We start from the raw sequence: 14,944 nt of genomic DNA, 5'->3' as shown, positions 1-14,944 counted from the left end.
AAGCTCGCGCCGGCTGCCGGGCTTCCGGTCACAAGGAAGCCATGCAGGTTTCCACACTGATCGTCATGCAGCGATAGCGTTCGAGACGCATGACGCCTCAAGCGACTTCACGATTGATTCAACCGACAGGGATGCACCATGAGTCAGGTACCCGCTTCAATTTTCCGCGCCTACGATATCCGTGGCATCGTGGATGAGACCCTCACCGAAGACGGCGTGCGCGCCATCGGCCAATCCATCGGCAGCGAAGCCGCGGCACGCGGTGAATCCACCGTCGTGGTCGCGCGTGACGGCCGTCTCTCCGGCCCGCGCCTGTCCAAGGCGCTGATCGCGGGTCTGCGCGATGCCGGCCGTGATGTCGTCGACATCGGCATGGTGCCGACACCGGTGCTCTACTACGCCACCAATATCCTGGAAGGCACCCGCTCCGGCGTGATGCTGACCGGCAGCCACAACCCGGCCAACTACAACGGCCTGAAGATCGTGCTGGCCGGTGAGACCCTGTCCGGCGACACCATCACCGACCTCTATCGTCGCCTGCAGGAAGGCGATCTGGCGCAAGGCGAAGGCAGCCTGCGTGAAGAGGACGTGCGTGAGCGCTATCTGGAGCAGATAACCGGTGATGTGGTCGTCAAGCGTCCGCTCAAGGCCGTGGTCGATTGCGGCAACGGCGTGGCCGGCGAGCTGGGCCCGGAGCTGATCCGTCGCCTGGGCGTCGACACCGTGCCGCTGTTCGACGAGATCGACGGCAACTTCCCGAATCACCACCCGGATCCGGGCAAGCCGGAAAACCTGCAGGACCTGATCAAGACCATGCAGGAAACCGGCGCGGACATCGGTCTGGCCTTTGATGGTGACGGCGACCGCCTCGGCGTCGTGACGCCCAAGGGCGAGATCCTCTACCCGGACCGCCTGATGATGGCGCTGTCGGAAGACCTGATCGAACGCGTGCCGGGCGCGCGCATCATCTTCGACGTCAAGTGCACCGGCAACCTGGCGACCGTGATCGAGAAAGCCGGCGGCACGCCGGAAATGTGGCGCACCGGCCACTCGCTGATCAAGGCACGCATGAAGGAAACCGGCGCAGCACTGGCCGGCGAGATGAGCGGCCACATCTTCTTCAAGGAGCGCTGGTTCGGCTTCGATGACGGCATCTACGGCGCCGCGCGCCTGCTGGAAATCCTCGCCAAGCAGGATGTCGATGCCGACACCTTCTTCGCCCGCTTCCCGCAGGACCTCGGCACCCCCGAGATCAATGTGGAAGTGACCGACGAGAACAAGTTCGCTATCGTCGAGCGACTGGCCAGTGAAGGCGACTTCGGCAGCGACGGCGTCAAGACCACGCTGGACGGCATTCGTGTCGACTACGCCGATGGCTGGGGCCTGTGCCGCGCGTCCAACACCACGCCGATGCTGGTGCTGCGCTTCGAAGGCAAGTCGGAAGCCGCACTGGAGCGCATCAAGGACAGCTTCCGCGCCGCGCTGAAGCAGGCCGAGCCGAGCATCCAGGCACCGTTCTGATCCCGCACTCGCTCGCCATCGACAGGATGGCATGAGTCGCAACGGGGGCGGCGGTCTGCCGCTTGATCGCCGCCCTCGCCTTGCCAGGCACTGCAGCCGCTCATCCGGGCGCATCAGGTGCCTGAAGCAACCGATTTGCATGACAGCGCGCACCGCGCGCGCTGAAAGACCGTTTCGAGTGACAGTGTCCGGACTCTCTTTCCGGACCATTTTCTGTGGAGTGATACGCTGATGAGCCACGCCAACCGCGACCCGCATCAGGTGGTCGAGGTCCTGTCCGAAGCCCTGCCCTATATCCAGCAGTTCTCGGGCAAGACCGTGGTGGTCAAGTACGGCGGCAACGCCATGACCGAAGAAGCCTTGATCGACTCCTTCGCTCGCGACATGGTGTTGATGAAGGAAGTCGGCATCAATCCGGTGGTCGTGCATGGCGGCGGCCCGCAGATCGGCGCGCTGCTCGAGAAGCTGAACATCGAATCGCGCTTCGTCGATGGCATGCGCGTCACGGATTCCGAGACCATGGACGTGGTCGAGATGGTGCTGGGCGGCCTGGTCAACAAGGGCATCGTCAACCTGATCAACCAGAGTGGCGGCAAGGCCATCGGCCTGACCGGCAAGGACAGCGGCCAGATTCGCGCCCGCCAGCTCAAGGTCAGCGGCCAGACGCCGGGCATGAATGCCTCTGAAATCATCGACATTGGTCATGTCGGTGAAGTCGAGCATGTCTCCACGGACCTGATCGAACTGCTGACACGCAACGATTTCATTCCCGTCATCGCACCCATCGGGGTCGATGCCGAGGGTCGCAGCTACAATATCAATGCCGACCTGGTCGCCGGCAAGGTCGCCGAGGCACTGGGCGCGGAGAAATTGATGCTGCTGACCAACGTGGCTGGCCTGATGAACGCACAAGGCGAAGTCATGACCGGCCTGACCACTGAGGCGGTGGATGGCCTGATCGAGGATGGCACCATCTACGGTGGCATGCTGCCCAAGATCAGCTGTGCACTGGACGCCGTGAAGCAAGGCGTGCGCAGTGCTCACATCATCGATGGCCGCGTGCCACATGCGACCCTGCTGGAAATCTTCACCAATGCCGGGGTCGGCACGTTGATCAGCAACGCGGAAGCGGACACTGACAAGGCGTAAGGTGACAAGCCGGGGCTCGGCCCCGGTGTTTCGCGCGAGGCAAGCGACATGCCTCAGGACACGGACCCGCCCGTAGCACACTGCTGCAGGCCGCGATAAACGACAAGATTCCATGACGCAGGCGAATCCAAAACAATCACGTCGCGAACAGATCCTCCAGGCACTCGCTCTGATGCTGGAAGAGGACAGCGGCAAACGCATCACGACTGCAGCACTGGCACGACAGGTCGGTGTCTCGGAAGCGGCGCTCTATCGTCACTTCCCCAGCAAGGCCCGCATGTTCGAAGGACTGATCGAATTCATCGAGAGCACGCTGTTCGAGCGTATCGCGCTGATCATTCAGGACAACGACACCGCGCATGCCAGGGTGCATCACATCCTGAGCCTGCTGCTGGGCTTTGCCGAGAAGAACCCGGGGCTGTGTCGCCTCCTCAATGGTGATGCTCTCACCGGCGAGACGGCACGCCTGCGCACGCGCATGGCGCAGCTGTTCGAGCGTCTCGAGACGCAGATCAAGCAGGTGCTGCGCGAAGCCGAGCCTCGCGAAGGGCTGCGACCGGCCATCACCGTCACGGCAGCGGCCAATCTGCTGCTGGCGTGTGCGGAAGGCCGTATCGGTCAGTACGTGCGCAGCGACTATCGCAAGCGCCCGACCGAGCACTGGGAAGACCAGTGGCAGCTGCTGAGCCGCGATCTGCTGCTGAGCAGTAAGGAACGCATTGCCGTCTGAGGGTCTTGCCTCACGCGCATGAGCCGCACCAAGACGAACGCCCCGCCTGCAGTCATTGCAGGCGGGGCGTTTTTTGTGGGTCAGGCCTTCTCATGTCACCACCGGGTGGGGTGGGATGGGGTCGGACTGCACGGACGGCGCCTCAGGCGTTGACGCTGAAGCGCTCCAGTATGGCCTCGGCGGACATCGGCCGCGCCAGCAGGTAGCCCTGATAGGTGTCGCAGCCCAGTCGCTTGAGCTCCTCGAACTGCACGTCCGTCTCGACCCCTTCGGCGACAATCTCATGGCCCAGCGAGTGCCCCAGGCTGATCACGGCGCCGACCAGCTGGATGGCCTGCTGATTGGGGCAGCGGATACCGCCATCAGAGCCGGCGACCGCATCCATCTTCATCACGAAGCTGCGGTCGACCTTGAGCACATCCAGCGGCAGGGAGGACAGATAGGACAGCGACGAATAGCCCTGCCCGAAGTCATCCAGCGCCACACGCACGCCCAGCTCGCGCAGTGCGCCGAGCACGGCAAGCCCCCCTTCCATGTCCTGGATCAGCAGCGTCTCGGTCACCTCGACTTCCAGCCGCGTCGGCGACAGCTTCTGGCTTTCCAGCACGCCGAAGACTTCGTTCTCGTAGCCCGAGGTCAGCTGGCGCGCCGACAGATTGACCGCCATGCGCGGCATGTGAAGGCCGGCTTCCTGCCAGCGCACCATCTGGGCACAGGCTTCCTCGAGCACGAACCGTCCGAGGCGGAAGATCAGACCGGTCTCTTCGGCCAGCGGAATGAACTGGGCCGGCGAGATCATGCCCAGCTCCGGATGCTGCCAGCGCAGCAGCGCCTCGACACCCTGCAGCTCACCGTGGCTATCCAGCTGCGGCTGGTAATGCAGATAGAGCTGCTCGCTGCCGATGGCCTGACGCAGATCCTGCTCCAGCGTCATGCGCGAGGCGACATGCTTGTCCAGCGAGGACTCCCAGCGCAGCGCATGATCGCCGCGCGACTTGGCGTGATAGAGCGCCACATCGGCATTCAGCATCAGCGCCTGGGCATCGCCATTGGTCTCGGACAGCACGTAGCCGGCGGTCAGGCTGACGATCAGCGGGCGCCCCAGAATCGTGAAGGGACGCTCGACCTTCTGCTGGATCTCTTCCACCACCTGCGCCGGATCATCATTGCCATGCGGCAGGTAGAGACCGAACTCATCGGCCCCCAGACGTGCCACCAGACCACCCGGTGGCAGCAGACGACGCAGACGCTCGCCGACCGCGACCAGCAGCTGGTCACCGGCTTCATGGCCCAGACCATCATTGACGGTCGAGAAACGATCGATATCGGCGTAGATCATCAAGCCACCCGCCGCGACGCGCTCGTCGGCCGCCGCCATGAAGGCCTTGCGGTTATAGAGCCCCGTCAGGGCGTCATGGCGCGCCAGGAAATCGAGCTGACGCTCGGATTCCTTGTGCGCACTGATGTCGAGCAGCAGGCCTTCCCAGTAGCGCACGCCATCCTCGCCCTCGATCATCACGCTGCGGTCCAGCACCCAACGCTCATGGTCAGCGATGATGCGGAAGACCTGCTCATGGCGCATCTGCGCGCACATCGCCCAGTGGCGAGCGGCGCTGACGGACTGGCGGTCTTCCTGATGGATCAGCTCGGTCAGGGTGATGCCGGCGCCGACCAGTGATTCGGCCGAGCGACCGAACAGCTCGGCCGAGCCGTTGCTGATGAAGGTCAGCACACCGGTGTTGACCTCGATGCGATACACCACGCCCGGCAGGTTATCCATCAGCGTCACCAGGGTGCGAGAGCGCGCCGTCATCGACTCGAGTGCGCCCTCCAGCTCATCGTGGCGCTCAGCGCGCTTGCGCTCGGCACGCGCCACCACGACCACCAGCACGACCAGGAAGATGCCGCCGAGCAGCATGCCGAACCAGATACGATTCCACCACAGCCACCACAGGCTGGAGAGTGGCTGACTCACGACGCTGAACAGCTTGAGCGGTGCGATATAGCTGCCCGCCGCCATGCGCGGCCGGCCGTCAAAGCCCGGCACATGATAGCGACGCACACCACGCTCGGAGATGTACTTGCCCATGTTGGCCATCGAGGACAGCGGCAGCTTGCCGGTCACGCCCAGCGCATGCTCCTGGGGGCTCGAGAACAGCAGCAGACCGTTGGTGGAAAACAGGCGCAGGCGCTGCCCATCATCGGAATTCGGGTTGGCCAGCAGGCTGCGTGACTCGGAGAAATCCAGGCAGCCGATCATCAGCCAGGACATGCCTTCGATATCCATGTGACGGTAGAACGGCAAGCCCGGCTGACCGGAGGCCAGCGGCAGTGCGGAGCCGAACAGCAGACTGCTGCGTCCGGGCAGCGCCTGGGCTTCCGGCTGGGTCAGCTGCCAGCTGCAACTGCGCCCCACGCCGATCTGACGCAGGCTGCTGCCGCGGTAATCGGCAAACGGCACTACCATCAGCGAGACCAGAGAGGGATGGCGGCCCAGCGCGCTGTCCAGCGAGCCACGCCACAGCTCCTTGCCTTCACTGCTCAACACGCGCTCCAGCACCATCATCTCGCGCGAGACATTGGCGATCAGCTGCTCGGTGGAGATATGCAGCTGGGTATCCAGCAGCTCCAGGCGACGCATTTCCTGTTCACGCACATCAAACCATTGGCTGGCCAGAAACAGGCCACCCAATACCACCATCAAGGCCGCATTGAGCCCAAAGATTCGCCACAGCGAATGTGTGCCATTGACGTGCGAGGAAGTCGGGTCCACGGGGTCACCAGTAGAAATGTTTCATGTCTTAGTGTGACAGAATGAAACATTGTGTTGCAGTGTTCAACCAATAACGACGGATTCCTCGGGATCCACTCTCCCTCAACGAAAATGCCCCGCCGGGAAACCCGGCGGGGCATTTTCACGTGACAGCGAGCCTGAAAATCGCGGGCTCATGTCATGGGGTCATCCAGCTCAGGCAGCGAAGCCTTCACTCATGTCACCCATCGATTCACGCAGCTTCTTCATCGCGTTCTTCTCGAGCTGACGGATACGCTCGGCAGAGACGCCATAGATGTCAGCAAGCTCGTGCAGAGTCGACTTGTTGTCGCTCAGCCAGCGCTGCTGGAGGATGTCGCGTGAGCGCTCATCCAGTGCCGCCAGCGCCTTGAGCAGACGACCGTGGGAGTCGTCTTCCAGGTCCTGCTGTTCCACCTGGGCAGCCGGATCGAGGCTGTGATCTTCCAGATAGTTGGCCGGCGCCTGATAGGCAGAGCTCTCGTCGTCGCTGGGGCCGGCGTCGAAGCCTGCATCGTGGGCGGAGAGACGGCTTTCCATCTCACGCACCACGGCAGGTTTGACGTCCAGATCGCCCGCGATGGCATCCACTTCATCGTTGTTCAACCAGGCAAGACGCTTCTTGGCGCCACGCAGGTTGAAGAACAGCTTGCGCTGAGCCTTGGTGGTCGCGACCTTCACGATGCGCCAGTTGCGCAGCACGAACTCGTGAATCTCGGCCTTGATCCAATGCACGGCAAAGGAGACGAGGCGTACGCCCTGATGCGGGTCGAAACGCTTGACCGCCTTCATCAGGCCGACGTTACCTTCCTGGATCAGGTCCGCCTGCTGCAAGCCATAGCCGCTGTAGCTGCGCGCGATATGCACGACGAAGCGCAGGTGCGACATGACGAGTCGGCGGGCCGACTCCAGATGATTCTCTTCATGCAACCGCAGGGCCAGCTCATGCTCTTCTTCGGCAGTAAGCACAGCGATACGGTTCACCGACTGAATATAGCCGTTTAGATCTTGACCCGGTGACAGGTGGCCAAGTGGCTGAAGACTGGTGCTCATAGTGCAGATGTCTCCATGGTTGCCTAACACGCATGCAAGTAGTGAGACTGTGAAGGGTGGGACAGGTTCCCGTCAATAGCTGTACATGGCGTGTACAATTGTCATGACGAGTAGCACTTCGTAACGCTGTCGGGTGTGTGGTGCGTTTAACCACCCACCAGCCCCCTTCACTGACGCCCGACAGGAATGTTGTCGGAACGTAACTTTTGACCTTCCTGGGCAGAAATACTGGCTGAAAACCGCGAAAAATAATCGGAATCAGCGCGGAGAAATACTCGCCAGATGACGTCCGACCGCGATCCAAGCCCCTATCCAGCCCAATATTGTACTCGAAAACAGCAGCGTGGCACCCCCTGCAACGCCCAGCGCGGGCAACACATAGTTGCCGCCATAACTTTGTACAAGGGCCGTCACGGGTGCCGCCAGCCAGTTGCCGCCAAGTGCCAGGATTCCGCAGGCCAGCAGCCCTCCTCCCAGACCGTACCAGGCACCGCTGTAGAGGAAGGGACGCCGCACGAAGGCGTGGGTCGCTCCGATCAGGGTCACGACCTCGATCTCCTGGCGGCGACTCTCCACGGACAGGCGAATGGTATTGCCCACCACCAGCAACACGCCCAGCCCGAAGAGTAACGCGAGTCCCAGTGTCACTTTCTGACCCAGCTCACCCAATTGGCGCAGACGCTCGAGCCAGGCCAGATCCAGACGTGCGCTGGCGACACCCGGCTCGCCCTCGAGGCGCGTGGCCAGGGCGCGGACGGAGTCCGGCGTGGTGTCCAGCGGCGTGATGACGATGCTGGCCGGCAGGGGGTTATCATCCAGCAGACTCAGCGAGCGCTTGAGGTCCAGCGCCTGGGCGAACTCCTGCATGCCCTCGGCGGCGGTGATCAGCCGCACTCCCCCGACACCGGCAGCGTCGCGCAGCGAGTCCGACAGCGTCAGCGCCTGGCTCTCGTCGACCGAGGTCTCGAGATAGAGGGTGAGCTGGGCGCTGTCATTGAGTTCATTGTCGAGCAGGCGCGCGCTGTCCAGTGCCAGCCACAGCGCCGCCGGCAACGTCAGTGCGATGGCGATGGCCAGCATGGTCAGCAGGCTGGCGATGGGCGCGACCAGCAGGCGGCGTGCGCTGTCGCGCGCCATGGCAGCGTGATGACGCAGCCAGCTGCGGTAGCGGCTCTCGACCGAGACACGACTGGAGCGCGCACCCTTGCGCGCCGCACGCTCGGCGGCCTCCGGTGATTCAGGCGCCTGCGCGGCGGCCTTGCGGGTACGCGTCTCGGCGCGGGACTGGCCACGCTCGCGTGAAGAAGAGGGAAACTCGTTGCGGGAACGCGGGGGGCTCATCGGGCATCCTTGTCGGCGATCAGACGACCATCGGACAGCTCCAGCGTGCGATGGTGCAGGCGGGCGATCAGCGCCAGATCGTGACTGGCAATCATCACCGTGGTACCGATGCGATTGAAGTCCTCGAACAGACGCATGATGTCGGCGGACAGTGCCGGGTCCAGATTGCCGGTCGGCTCATCGGCCAGCAGCAGCGCGGGCTTGTTGACCACGGCGCGCGCGATGCCGACCCGCTGCTGCTCACCACCGGACAGCTCGATCGGCAGCGCCTTCTCACGATGCAGAAGGCCGACCTTGTCGAGCGCCGCCCGTACCCGCCGCGCCTGTTCACGCGGCGGAACCCCCTGGATCATCAGCGGCAGGGCCACGTTGTGGAAGATGTTGCGGTCGGTCAGCAGCTGGTGGTCCTGGAAGACCACGCCGATCTGGCGGCGGTAATACGGCACCTGGGCGGTATGCAGCCGCCCGATATCATGCCCCGCCACCAGAATGCGCCCACGCGAGGGGCGCTCGAGGAGCATGATCAGCTTGAGCAACGAGCTCTTGCCGGCACCGGAATGGCCTGTCAGAAAGACCATCTCGCCACGCTCGACCCTGAAGTCGAGCCCGGCCAGTGCATCGAAGCGCCCTCCATAGCGCTTGCCGACATGCTCGAAGGCAATCATGCCTCGCGCGACTCGGCGTTGGCCTCTTCGCTTGCCTCATCGCCCGCACGTGCAAACAGGGCACTGACGAAGTCATCAGCCGCGAAGGGACGCAGGTCATCGACACCTTCCCCGACACCGATATAGCGGATCGGCAGATTGAGCTGCTTGGCCAGCGCGAAGATGATGCCGCCCTTGGCGGTTCCATCCAGCTTGGTCAGCGTAAGGCCCGTGATGTTGACCGCTTCATGGAAGGTGGAGGCCTGTGACAGCGCGTTCTGGCCGGTACCGGCATCCAGCACCAGCATCACCTCGTGGGGCGCAGACACATCCAGCTTGGCCATCACGCGCTGCACCTTCTTGAGCTCTTCCATCAGGTGGCTCTTGTTGTGCAGGCGGCCCGCGGTATCGGCGATCAGGATATCGACGTTACGCGCCTTGGCGGCTTCCAGGGCGTCATAGATGACCGAGGCACTGTCGGCGCCGGTATGCTGAGCGATGACCGGCACCTTGTTGCGCTCGCCCCACACCTTGAGCTGCTCTACCGCCGCGGCACGGAAGGTATCGCCCGCCGCCAGCATCACGCTGCGGCCCTGGCTCTGATAGCGCTTGGCCAGCTTGCCGATGGTGGTGGTCTTGCCGACGCCGTTGACGCCGATCATCAAGATCACGAAGGGACCGCTGCCCTTGGCCGGCAGCTCCAGATCCTTGGCGACCGGCGCCAGCATCACGCGCAGCTCTTCCTGCAGCGCTTCGTAGAGCGCCTGCGGCTCCTTCAATTCCTTGCGCGAGATACGCGCGGTCAGGTTGTCGATGATCTCGGTGGTCGCCTCGATGCCCACGTCTGCCATCAGCAGCTGGGTCTCGAGGTCTTCCATCAGCTCATCATCGATCTGCTTCTTGCCGAGGAACAGGCTGGCGACGCCCTCGGTCAGATTGGCGCGTGTCTTGCCAAGACCGGCCTTGATGCGCGCGAAGAAGCCACGACGCGGCTTTTCCCGACCATCACGGGCCGTGTCACGCGCAGCGTCATCCTCGACCACGGCGTCTGCGCCAGCGGCGGCAGCCTCGGCGGCACGTGCTTCCTCTTCCTGGCGAGCCTGTTCCAGCGCGGCCTGCTCTTCGGCCTCGATGGCGGCCAGCTGCGCGGCGGCCTGACGCTCTTCTTCCTCGCGAGCCGCGATACGCGCCTCTTCGGCACGCGCTTCACTGGCGGCTTCTTCCGCACGGGCCTGAGCGGCCTGTTCGGCAGCGATACGCTCGGCCTCTGCCTGGGCGGCCTGCTCGGCAGCCAGACGTTCCGCCTCTTCCCGGGCGGCCTTTTCGGCGGCGACGCGTTCTGCAGCGGCCTGCTCCTGGGCGATGCGCTCCGCTTCGTCTCGGGCGGCCTGTTCCTGAGCGGCCTGCTCCTGCGCTGCGCGTTCCTGCGCGATGCGCTCGGCTTCGGCCTTGGCGGCCTGATCGGCAGCCGCCTGTTCAGAGGCGCGGCGCTCGGCTTCAGCTTCGGCCTTCTGCTCTTCGAGCTTCTGAGCCTCAGCCTGCTGTTCTTCAGCCTTCTGAGCCTCGACCCGAGCGGCCTCTTCACCGGCAAGGCGCTCTGCCTCTACCTTCTCGGCCTCGAGACGCTTCGCCTCGAGCCGCGCTGCCTGCTCGGCATCGGCTTGCTCGTGGGGCGTGGCGTCTTGTGTCTGTTCAAGAGCCTGTTGCTCGAGGGCCTGCTGCTCGGAGGCTTTCTGCTCCTGAGCCTTGTGTTTCTTGCGCTTGAAAAAACCGAACATGGCGAGACAGTCCTGAACTCGTGAAAGTGGCGTCATCCTACCATCCCTTCGGGGCTGAAGGTACGCACCGCGCGGCATCCGGCGTCGCACATGCTAGACTCGCGGCATGAAAAAACGCGCATCCTCCCAAGGCCCCGCACGGGGAAAATCCAACGCGCCCTCGCGCGCTGACAAACAGCACGGCAAGCAGAGCGGCAAGCGTGGCCAGGCCGCCGGCGGGCCAGGTCGCCTGCGCATCATCGGCGGGCGCTTCAAGCGCCGCCTGCTCAACGTGATCGACGCACCGGGTCTGCGCCCGACACCCGACCGCGTGCGTGAGACGCTCTACAACTGGCTGGGCTTTCATGTCGGCGGCGCCCGTGTGCTTGACCTCTATGCCGGCAGTGGCGCACTGGGTCTCGAGGCGCTGTCGCGTGAGGCGGCTCACGTCACCTTCGTGGAGCGCGACAGCCGCGTCGCGCGTGCGCTCGAGGCCAATCTCGCGACCCTCGCCAACGGCGACAGCCTGCCAACACAGGTGGTGACCGGCGATGTCCTGCACTGGCTCGAGACGGCCGCTCCCGCCGCGGGCGGCATGGACCTGGTGCTGCTCGACCCGCCCTTCCGGCTCGAGCTGGCCGCCGCGAGCTGCGCACTGCTCGAAGCGCATGGCTGGCTGAGCGATGACGCCATGATCTATCTGGAAGTGGAATCCGGACTCGACCCCGTGGTGCCCGCCAACTGGCAGCTGCACCGGGAAAGCCGCGCCGGCGACAGTCATGGCCGCCTGTATCGGCGCCATCCGCCCGCCTGAGCCACCTTCCCACTTGTGTCGACTCAGGCGGCGTCGTAGTCTGCCTGCAGGCGGGTATCGCTGCGCCATCCGGCAAGGATTCCCGACATGGCCGATATTCATCGCACCAGCATTTACCGCATACCTTTACCGCCCTCAACGAACCCCCTCGGGCCACGACCGTGACTCGACAAGGAGATAGCATGAGCACCGAACTCTTTACCCAACTTGAGCAGAAAGTCGGCCAGGCCATCGACAGCATCGAGATGCTGAAGATGGAAGTCGAAGAGCTGAAGGAAGAGAACCAGCGCCTGACCGAAGCCAAGACAGGTCAGGGCGAAGAGCTGGAGCAGCTGCGCCAGACCAACGCTCAACTGCAGGAAGAGCGTGACCAGTGGGCACAGCGTCTGGAAGCGCTGGTCGCACGCTTCAGCGAGACCGAGAGTGAAACCCAGAGCGCCTGATGCTCCCGCGCGTCCTGCGCGCTGGGCCGCGTGAACATGCACTCTTGAACAATGGCTCTTGAACAGGAGCGCTTGAACAAGAGTTCATGAACAGGGCCTCATGAAAACGCCGCCGACAGGAGACTGTCGGCGGCGTTTTCGTGTCGGCACCAGCACAAGGGAGATAGCCGGAACCCAAGACAGAAGGGCCAGGATCACACCAGCGGCAGCGACATGAGCCAGGCATCTTCTCGCCCGCCATCCGCCAGCGGATAGTAGCCCTTGCGCACTCCATCCCGGGTGAAACCGGCCTTCGCATAGAGGGCTGCGGCGGCGGCATTGCTGGCGCGCACCTCCAGCAGCAGACGCTCAAGCCCCGAGTCACGCTGCCAGTCACGCGCCCGCGCGATGGCGGCGGCCAAAAGGCGTGCACCGACGCCCTGCCCGCGCTGCGCAGCGTGCACGGTGATCGCCTCGATCTCGGCCTCGAAGGGACCGCGCGCCAGCACCACGAAGCCGATCAGCTCCGCGGCCGACGACTCACCGTCCGACGACTCACAGGCCTGCCACCAGGCGCCCAGCACGCAGCGCGCGTCATCGTTGAGCACATCGACCAGCTGTGACTGGCTCAGGCCGTGTGCCTGGCTGGCCTCGATGGCCTCAAGCGCCAGCAGAGTCGCTTGATCATCGGCCAGCTCACGCAGCTCGAGGCGCCGGGCAGCTGACTCGCTCATGAGGCGCCCGTCTGCGGCGATGCCGACTGCCACTCGCGCCCCCAGCGGATCAACAGCGGCCACAGTTTGCGTTTGGCCTCACTGGAGCGCGCCAGCGCCGGCAGTGCCGGCCCCTGCCAGACCGGCAGGTTCAGCAGACTTGAAGTCGCCTCGCCGCGCTGGGAAGCGGTGATGCCAAGCACCTCGCGCAGCGTCTCGCTGGCCTCATCGCTGCCGAAGATCAATAGCCGCTCCGGCTGCCAGCCGCGCCGCGCCGGGCCACTCAGGAAGGCATGCAATCCTTCGCGGGCTTCCTCGAGTGGCGCACTGGCCTTGAGGTTGGGCAACAGCGGCCAGCGGAAATGACTGAAGGAAAGCCCTGATGCTGCCTCGATGCCGGCGGCGCGCCACAACGCCTTGAGCAAGGCTTCCCCTTCCAGATGCGGTGCCTCGTCACCGGGCAGCATGATCAACCAGCGCCCTTCCAGCGCCGCCAGCTGAACGCTGAAGCGCAGTGGCGGCTTGTCTGCCGCTGGCGGTGTCACTGCCTCATCTGCTGCCGGCGCCTCGGCCGAGGCCTGCGTCGGCGGCGTCCCCCACGAGGCGGTGCTGCTGGTCTCGGCAGCGCCGGGCGCCGGTGAGGCAGCCGCAGCGGGGGCCTCGACCGCCGCCGGCGCCATGCCCAGCAAGGCGCGTGCACTCGAGGCCGGAGAAGGCCCTGCCGGGCGTGGCGTCGCGCTGCCGGCCATGCCGCCAGCCTGAGCGGAGGAGCCATGACTGGCATCCGCCGTCTGGTGGGCAGCAGGCGGACGCGGCGCCTCATCGATCAGCGCGTGCAGGCGCGCCTGAGGCGCGACCGCCTCCGCCGCTTGCGGCTCGGGCCAGTCACACGCCTGGGTGGGCAAGGCATTGGGCAGCTGATAGCGACCGACCCAGGCGGTCAGTCCCATCGCGTCCAGATATTGCAGGCGTTGCGGTTCAGGGGTCATGGTCAGTGCTTGCCGCCGCCCAGACAGTTGGGGGAATCCGGAATCTCGCCGCCGCGTGCCGCCCACTCCTGCGCGGTGTACAGGTGCAGTGCCAGTGCATGCACCGGGCCATCCAGCTCTTCGCTAAGCAAGGCATACAGCTGCTGGTGACGCTTGACCCGCGACAGGCCGCTGAAGCGATCGCTGACCAGGGTGACCTTGAAGTGGGTCTCGGAATTGGCCGGCACGCTATGCATATGGCTCTCGTTGACGACTTCGACCATCAACGGGTCAAGCGTTGCGAGCTTGGTGTCTATCTGGGTCTGGATGCTCATGCGCAATCTCCTTGAAGGGGGGAAGCCGCACGACGGACATGCGGAAAAATGAGGGTGACGATGCGATCGCCACAACGCAAATGGCCTCGGGCATTTTGCCCGAGGCCATTGTAGCGTCTGTCGCCATCACTGACAGTCATTGCTGACGGCGCTTGCTGGCGGCTCTTGCGGAAAGTACGGCGACGGCGTTCATCACGCGTCTGGCAATCGGCCAATCGGCGCGATCACACCGGAGATTCAGTCCAGATCGGCCAGCAGCTCGTCATCGACTTCGCTGACTTCCAGCGGTGCCTCGTCGTCCAGGTCGACCGCCAGATAGCTGTGCTCGACGGTCAGGAAGCGCTCGAAGAGTGCCTTGTCCATCGGCTCCGGCCAATGGCGGGTGTCTTCTTCCCAGGCGCGCAGCTCGCTTTCCAGCACGTCCAGCCAGCGCTCGGAGACGAAGCCGTCCAGCGCCTCACGCGTGTCCATCTCGGGAATCAGGTAGACGGTGCTCTCCTGATTGACATCCTCCAGCGCCAGATCCTCGCCTCCCTCGCCTTCGGATTCCAGCGAGTTGATCCAGTCGACAAACGCCTGGGTCGGCTTGACGCTCAGGGCGGAACGGTTAAGCAGCTTCATTCTGCACTCTCCAGGACATTCAGGGACAATTCCGAGACAGGACACACCGTGGATGGCAGCGCCGCTCATAAAGCAGGCACGCGAT

Annotated in this window: 14 protein-coding genes; 5 read left to right on the top strand and 9 right to left on the bottom strand. The window is 64.3% G+C overall.

Annotated features, from left to right (window positions below; translation table 11 throughout):
* Positions 1 to 138: 138 nt before the first annotated feature.
* The 3 genes from MSG32_RS14905 (at position 139) to slmA (ending at position 3,400) form a co-directional block, all read left to right on the top strand.
* Positions 139 to 1,521 (top strand): phosphomannomutase/phosphoglucomutase, encoded by a 1,383-nt coding sequence (locus MSG32_RS14905; RefSeq protein ID WP_054556539.1) that lies wholly within the window; start codon positions 139 to 141, stop codon positions 1,519 to 1,521.
* A 231-nt stretch (positions 1,522 to 1,752) separates the two neighbouring features.
* On the top strand, positions 1,753 to 2,670 hold the full coding sequence (gene argB / locus MSG32_RS14900; protein WP_043336279.1) for an acetylglutamate kinase: 918 nt from the start codon (positions 1,753 to 1,755) through the stop codon (positions 2,668 to 2,670).
* Between the two features lie 112 nt (positions 2,671 to 2,782).
* Positions 2,783 to 3,400 (top strand): nucleoid occlusion factor SlmA, encoded by a 618-nt coding sequence (gene slmA, locus MSG32_RS14895; RefSeq protein ID WP_248380495.1) that lies wholly within the window; start codon positions 2,783 to 2,785, stop codon positions 3,398 to 3,400.
* Positions 3,401 to 3,542: 142 nt separating this feature from the next.
* Here the strand turns inward: slmA and MSG32_RS18100 are convergent, their stop codons facing one another.
* From MSG32_RS18100 to ftsY, 5 genes are all read right to left on the bottom strand, one after another.
* Entirely contained in the window at positions 3,543 to 6,173 is a 2,631-nt protein-coding gene (locus tag MSG32_RS18100; RefSeq protein WP_248380493.1) for a GGDEF domain-containing phosphodiesterase, read from the bottom strand.
* A 195-nt stretch (positions 6,174 to 6,368) separates the two neighbouring features.
* A complete protein-coding gene (gene rpoH / locus MSG32_RS14885) occupies positions 6,369 to 7,244 on the bottom strand; it encodes an RNA polymerase sigma factor RpoH (RefSeq protein ID WP_043336284.1) in 876 nt (291 codons plus the stop codon).
* Positions 7,245 to 7,502: 258 nt separating this feature from the next.
* Entirely contained in the window at positions 7,503 to 8,585 is a 1,083-nt protein-coding gene (ftsX, locus tag MSG32_RS14880; protein ID WP_248380491.1) for a permease-like cell division protein FtsX, read from the bottom strand.
* Positions 8,582 to 9,250: a cell division ATP-binding protein FtsE gene (gene ftsE, locus MSG32_RS14875; RefSeq protein WP_248380489.1), complete on the bottom strand. Its 669-nt coding sequence runs from the start codon at positions 9,248 to 9,250 to the stop codon at positions 8,582 to 8,584. The genes ftsX and ftsE overlap by 4 nt, the downstream gene beginning before the upstream one ends.
* A complete protein-coding gene (gene ftsY, locus MSG32_RS14870) occupies positions 9,247 to 11,007 on the bottom strand; it encodes a signal recognition particle-docking protein FtsY (protein WP_248380487.1) in 1,761 nt (586 codons plus the stop codon). The genes ftsE and ftsY overlap by 4 nt, the downstream gene beginning before the upstream one ends.
* Positions 11,008 to 11,113: 106 nt before the next feature.
* Here ftsY and rsmD point away from each other — a divergent pair, with 106 nt between their 5' ends.
* Entirely contained in the window at positions 11,114 to 11,800 is a 687-nt protein-coding gene (gene rsmD / locus MSG32_RS14865) for a 16S rRNA (guanine(966)-N(2))-methyltransferase RsmD (protein ID WP_248380485.1), read from the top strand.
* A gap of 182 nt (positions 11,801 to 11,982) precedes the next feature.
* Positions 11,983 to 12,243, top strand: coding sequence for a cell division protein ZapB (locus tag MSG32_RS14860; RefSeq protein WP_054556544.1), 261 nt, complete (start codon positions 11,983 to 11,985; stop codon positions 12,241 to 12,243).
* A gap of 194 nt (positions 12,244 to 12,437) precedes the next feature.
* Here the strand turns inward: MSG32_RS14860 and MSG32_RS14855 are convergent, their stop codons facing one another.
* The 4 genes from MSG32_RS14855 to MSG32_RS14840 all read right to left on the bottom strand — a co-directional run bounded on the left by MSG32_RS14855 (position 12,438) and on the right by MSG32_RS14840 (position 14,859).
* A complete protein-coding gene (locus MSG32_RS14855; RefSeq protein WP_248380483.1) occupies positions 12,438 to 12,956 on the bottom strand; it encodes a GNAT family N-acetyltransferase in 519 nt (172 codons plus the stop codon).
* Positions 12,953 to 13,924 carry a hypothetical protein gene (locus MSG32_RS14850; protein WP_248380481.1) on the bottom strand — a complete coding sequence of 324 codons (972 nt, stop codon included), beginning with the start codon at positions 13,922 to 13,924 and terminating at the stop codon, positions 12,953 to 12,955. Before MSG32_RS14850 ends, MSG32_RS14855 begins: the two co-directional genes overlap by 4 nt.
* A 2-nt stretch (positions 13,925 to 13,926) precedes the next feature.
* On the bottom strand, positions 13,927 to 14,238 hold the full coding sequence (locus MSG32_RS14845) for a BolA/IbaG family iron-sulfur metabolism protein (protein WP_043336297.1): 312 nt from the start codon (positions 14,236 to 14,238) through the stop codon (positions 13,927 to 13,929).
* Between the two features lie 237 nt (positions 14,239 to 14,475).
* The gene (locus tag MSG32_RS14840; protein WP_043336300.1) at positions 14,476 to 14,859 is read right to left on the bottom strand and encodes a hypothetical protein; all 384 of its coding nucleotides are present in this window, start codon (positions 14,857 to 14,859) and stop codon (positions 14,476 to 14,478) included.
* Positions 14,860 to 14,944 lie beyond the last annotated feature (85 nt).

The sequence above is a fragment of the Cobetia sp. 1CM21F genome (assembly GCF_023161745.1).
In the GTDB taxonomy this organism is placed as follows: Bacteria; Pseudomonadota; Gammaproteobacteria; order Pseudomonadales; family Halomonadaceae; genus Cobetia; species Cobetia amphilecti.
The sequence above is the reverse complement of the archived record's forward strand: the minus strand, read 5'-3'. Positions and strand labels throughout refer to the sequence as shown.

What these genes read in the sequence shown, in the direction of transcription:
- ftsY (WP_248380487.1), bottom strand. Translation starts at nt 11,007, where the DNA reads ATGTTCGGTTTTTTCAAGCGCAAGAAACACAAGGCTCAGGAGCAGAAA.
- MSG32_RS14855 (WP_248380483.1), bottom strand. Translation starts at nt 12,956, where the DNA reads ATGAGCGAGTCAGCTGCCCGGCGCCTCGAGCTGCGTGAGCTGGCCGAT.
- MSG32_RS14905 (WP_054556539.1), top strand. Translation starts at nt 139, where the DNA reads ATGAGTCAGGTACCCGCTTCAATTTTCCGCGCCTACGATATCCGTGGC.
- MSG32_RS14850 (WP_248380481.1), bottom strand. Translation starts at nt 13,924, where the DNA reads ATGACCCCTGAACCGCAACGCCTGCAATATCTGGACGCGATGGGACTG.
- argB (WP_043336279.1), top strand. Translation starts at nt 1,753, where the DNA reads ATGAGCCACGCCAACCGCGACCCGCATCAGGTGGTCGAGGTCCTGTCC.
- MSG32_RS14840 (WP_043336300.1), bottom strand. Translation starts at nt 14,859, where the DNA reads ATGAAGCTGCTTAACCGTTCCGCCCTGAGCGTCAAGCCGACCCAGGCG.
- rsmD (WP_248380485.1), top strand. Translation starts at nt 11,114, where the DNA reads ATGAAAAAACGCGCATCCTCCCAAGGCCCCGCACGGGGAAAATCCAAC.
- ftsE (WP_248380489.1), bottom strand. Translation starts at nt 9,250, where the DNA reads ATGATTGCCTTCGAGCATGTCGGCAAGCGCTATGGAGGGCGCTTCGAT.
- slmA (WP_248380495.1), top strand. Translation starts at nt 2,783, where the DNA reads ATGACGCAGGCGAATCCAAAACAATCACGTCGCGAACAGATCCTCCAG.
- MSG32_RS14860 (WP_054556544.1), top strand. Translation starts at nt 11,983, where the DNA reads ATGAGCACCGAACTCTTTACCCAACTTGAGCAGAAAGTCGGCCAGGCC.
- MSG32_RS14845 (WP_043336297.1), bottom strand. Translation starts at nt 14,238, where the DNA reads ATGAGCATCCAGACCCAGATAGACACCAAGCTCGCAACGCTTGACCCG.
- rpoH (WP_043336284.1), bottom strand. Translation starts at nt 7,244, where the DNA reads ATGAGCACCAGTCTTCAGCCACTTGGCCACCTGTCACCGGGTCAAGAT.
- ftsX (WP_248380491.1), bottom strand. Translation starts at nt 8,585, where the DNA reads ATGAGCCCCCCGCGTTCCCGCAACGAGTTTCCCTCTTCTTCACGCGAG.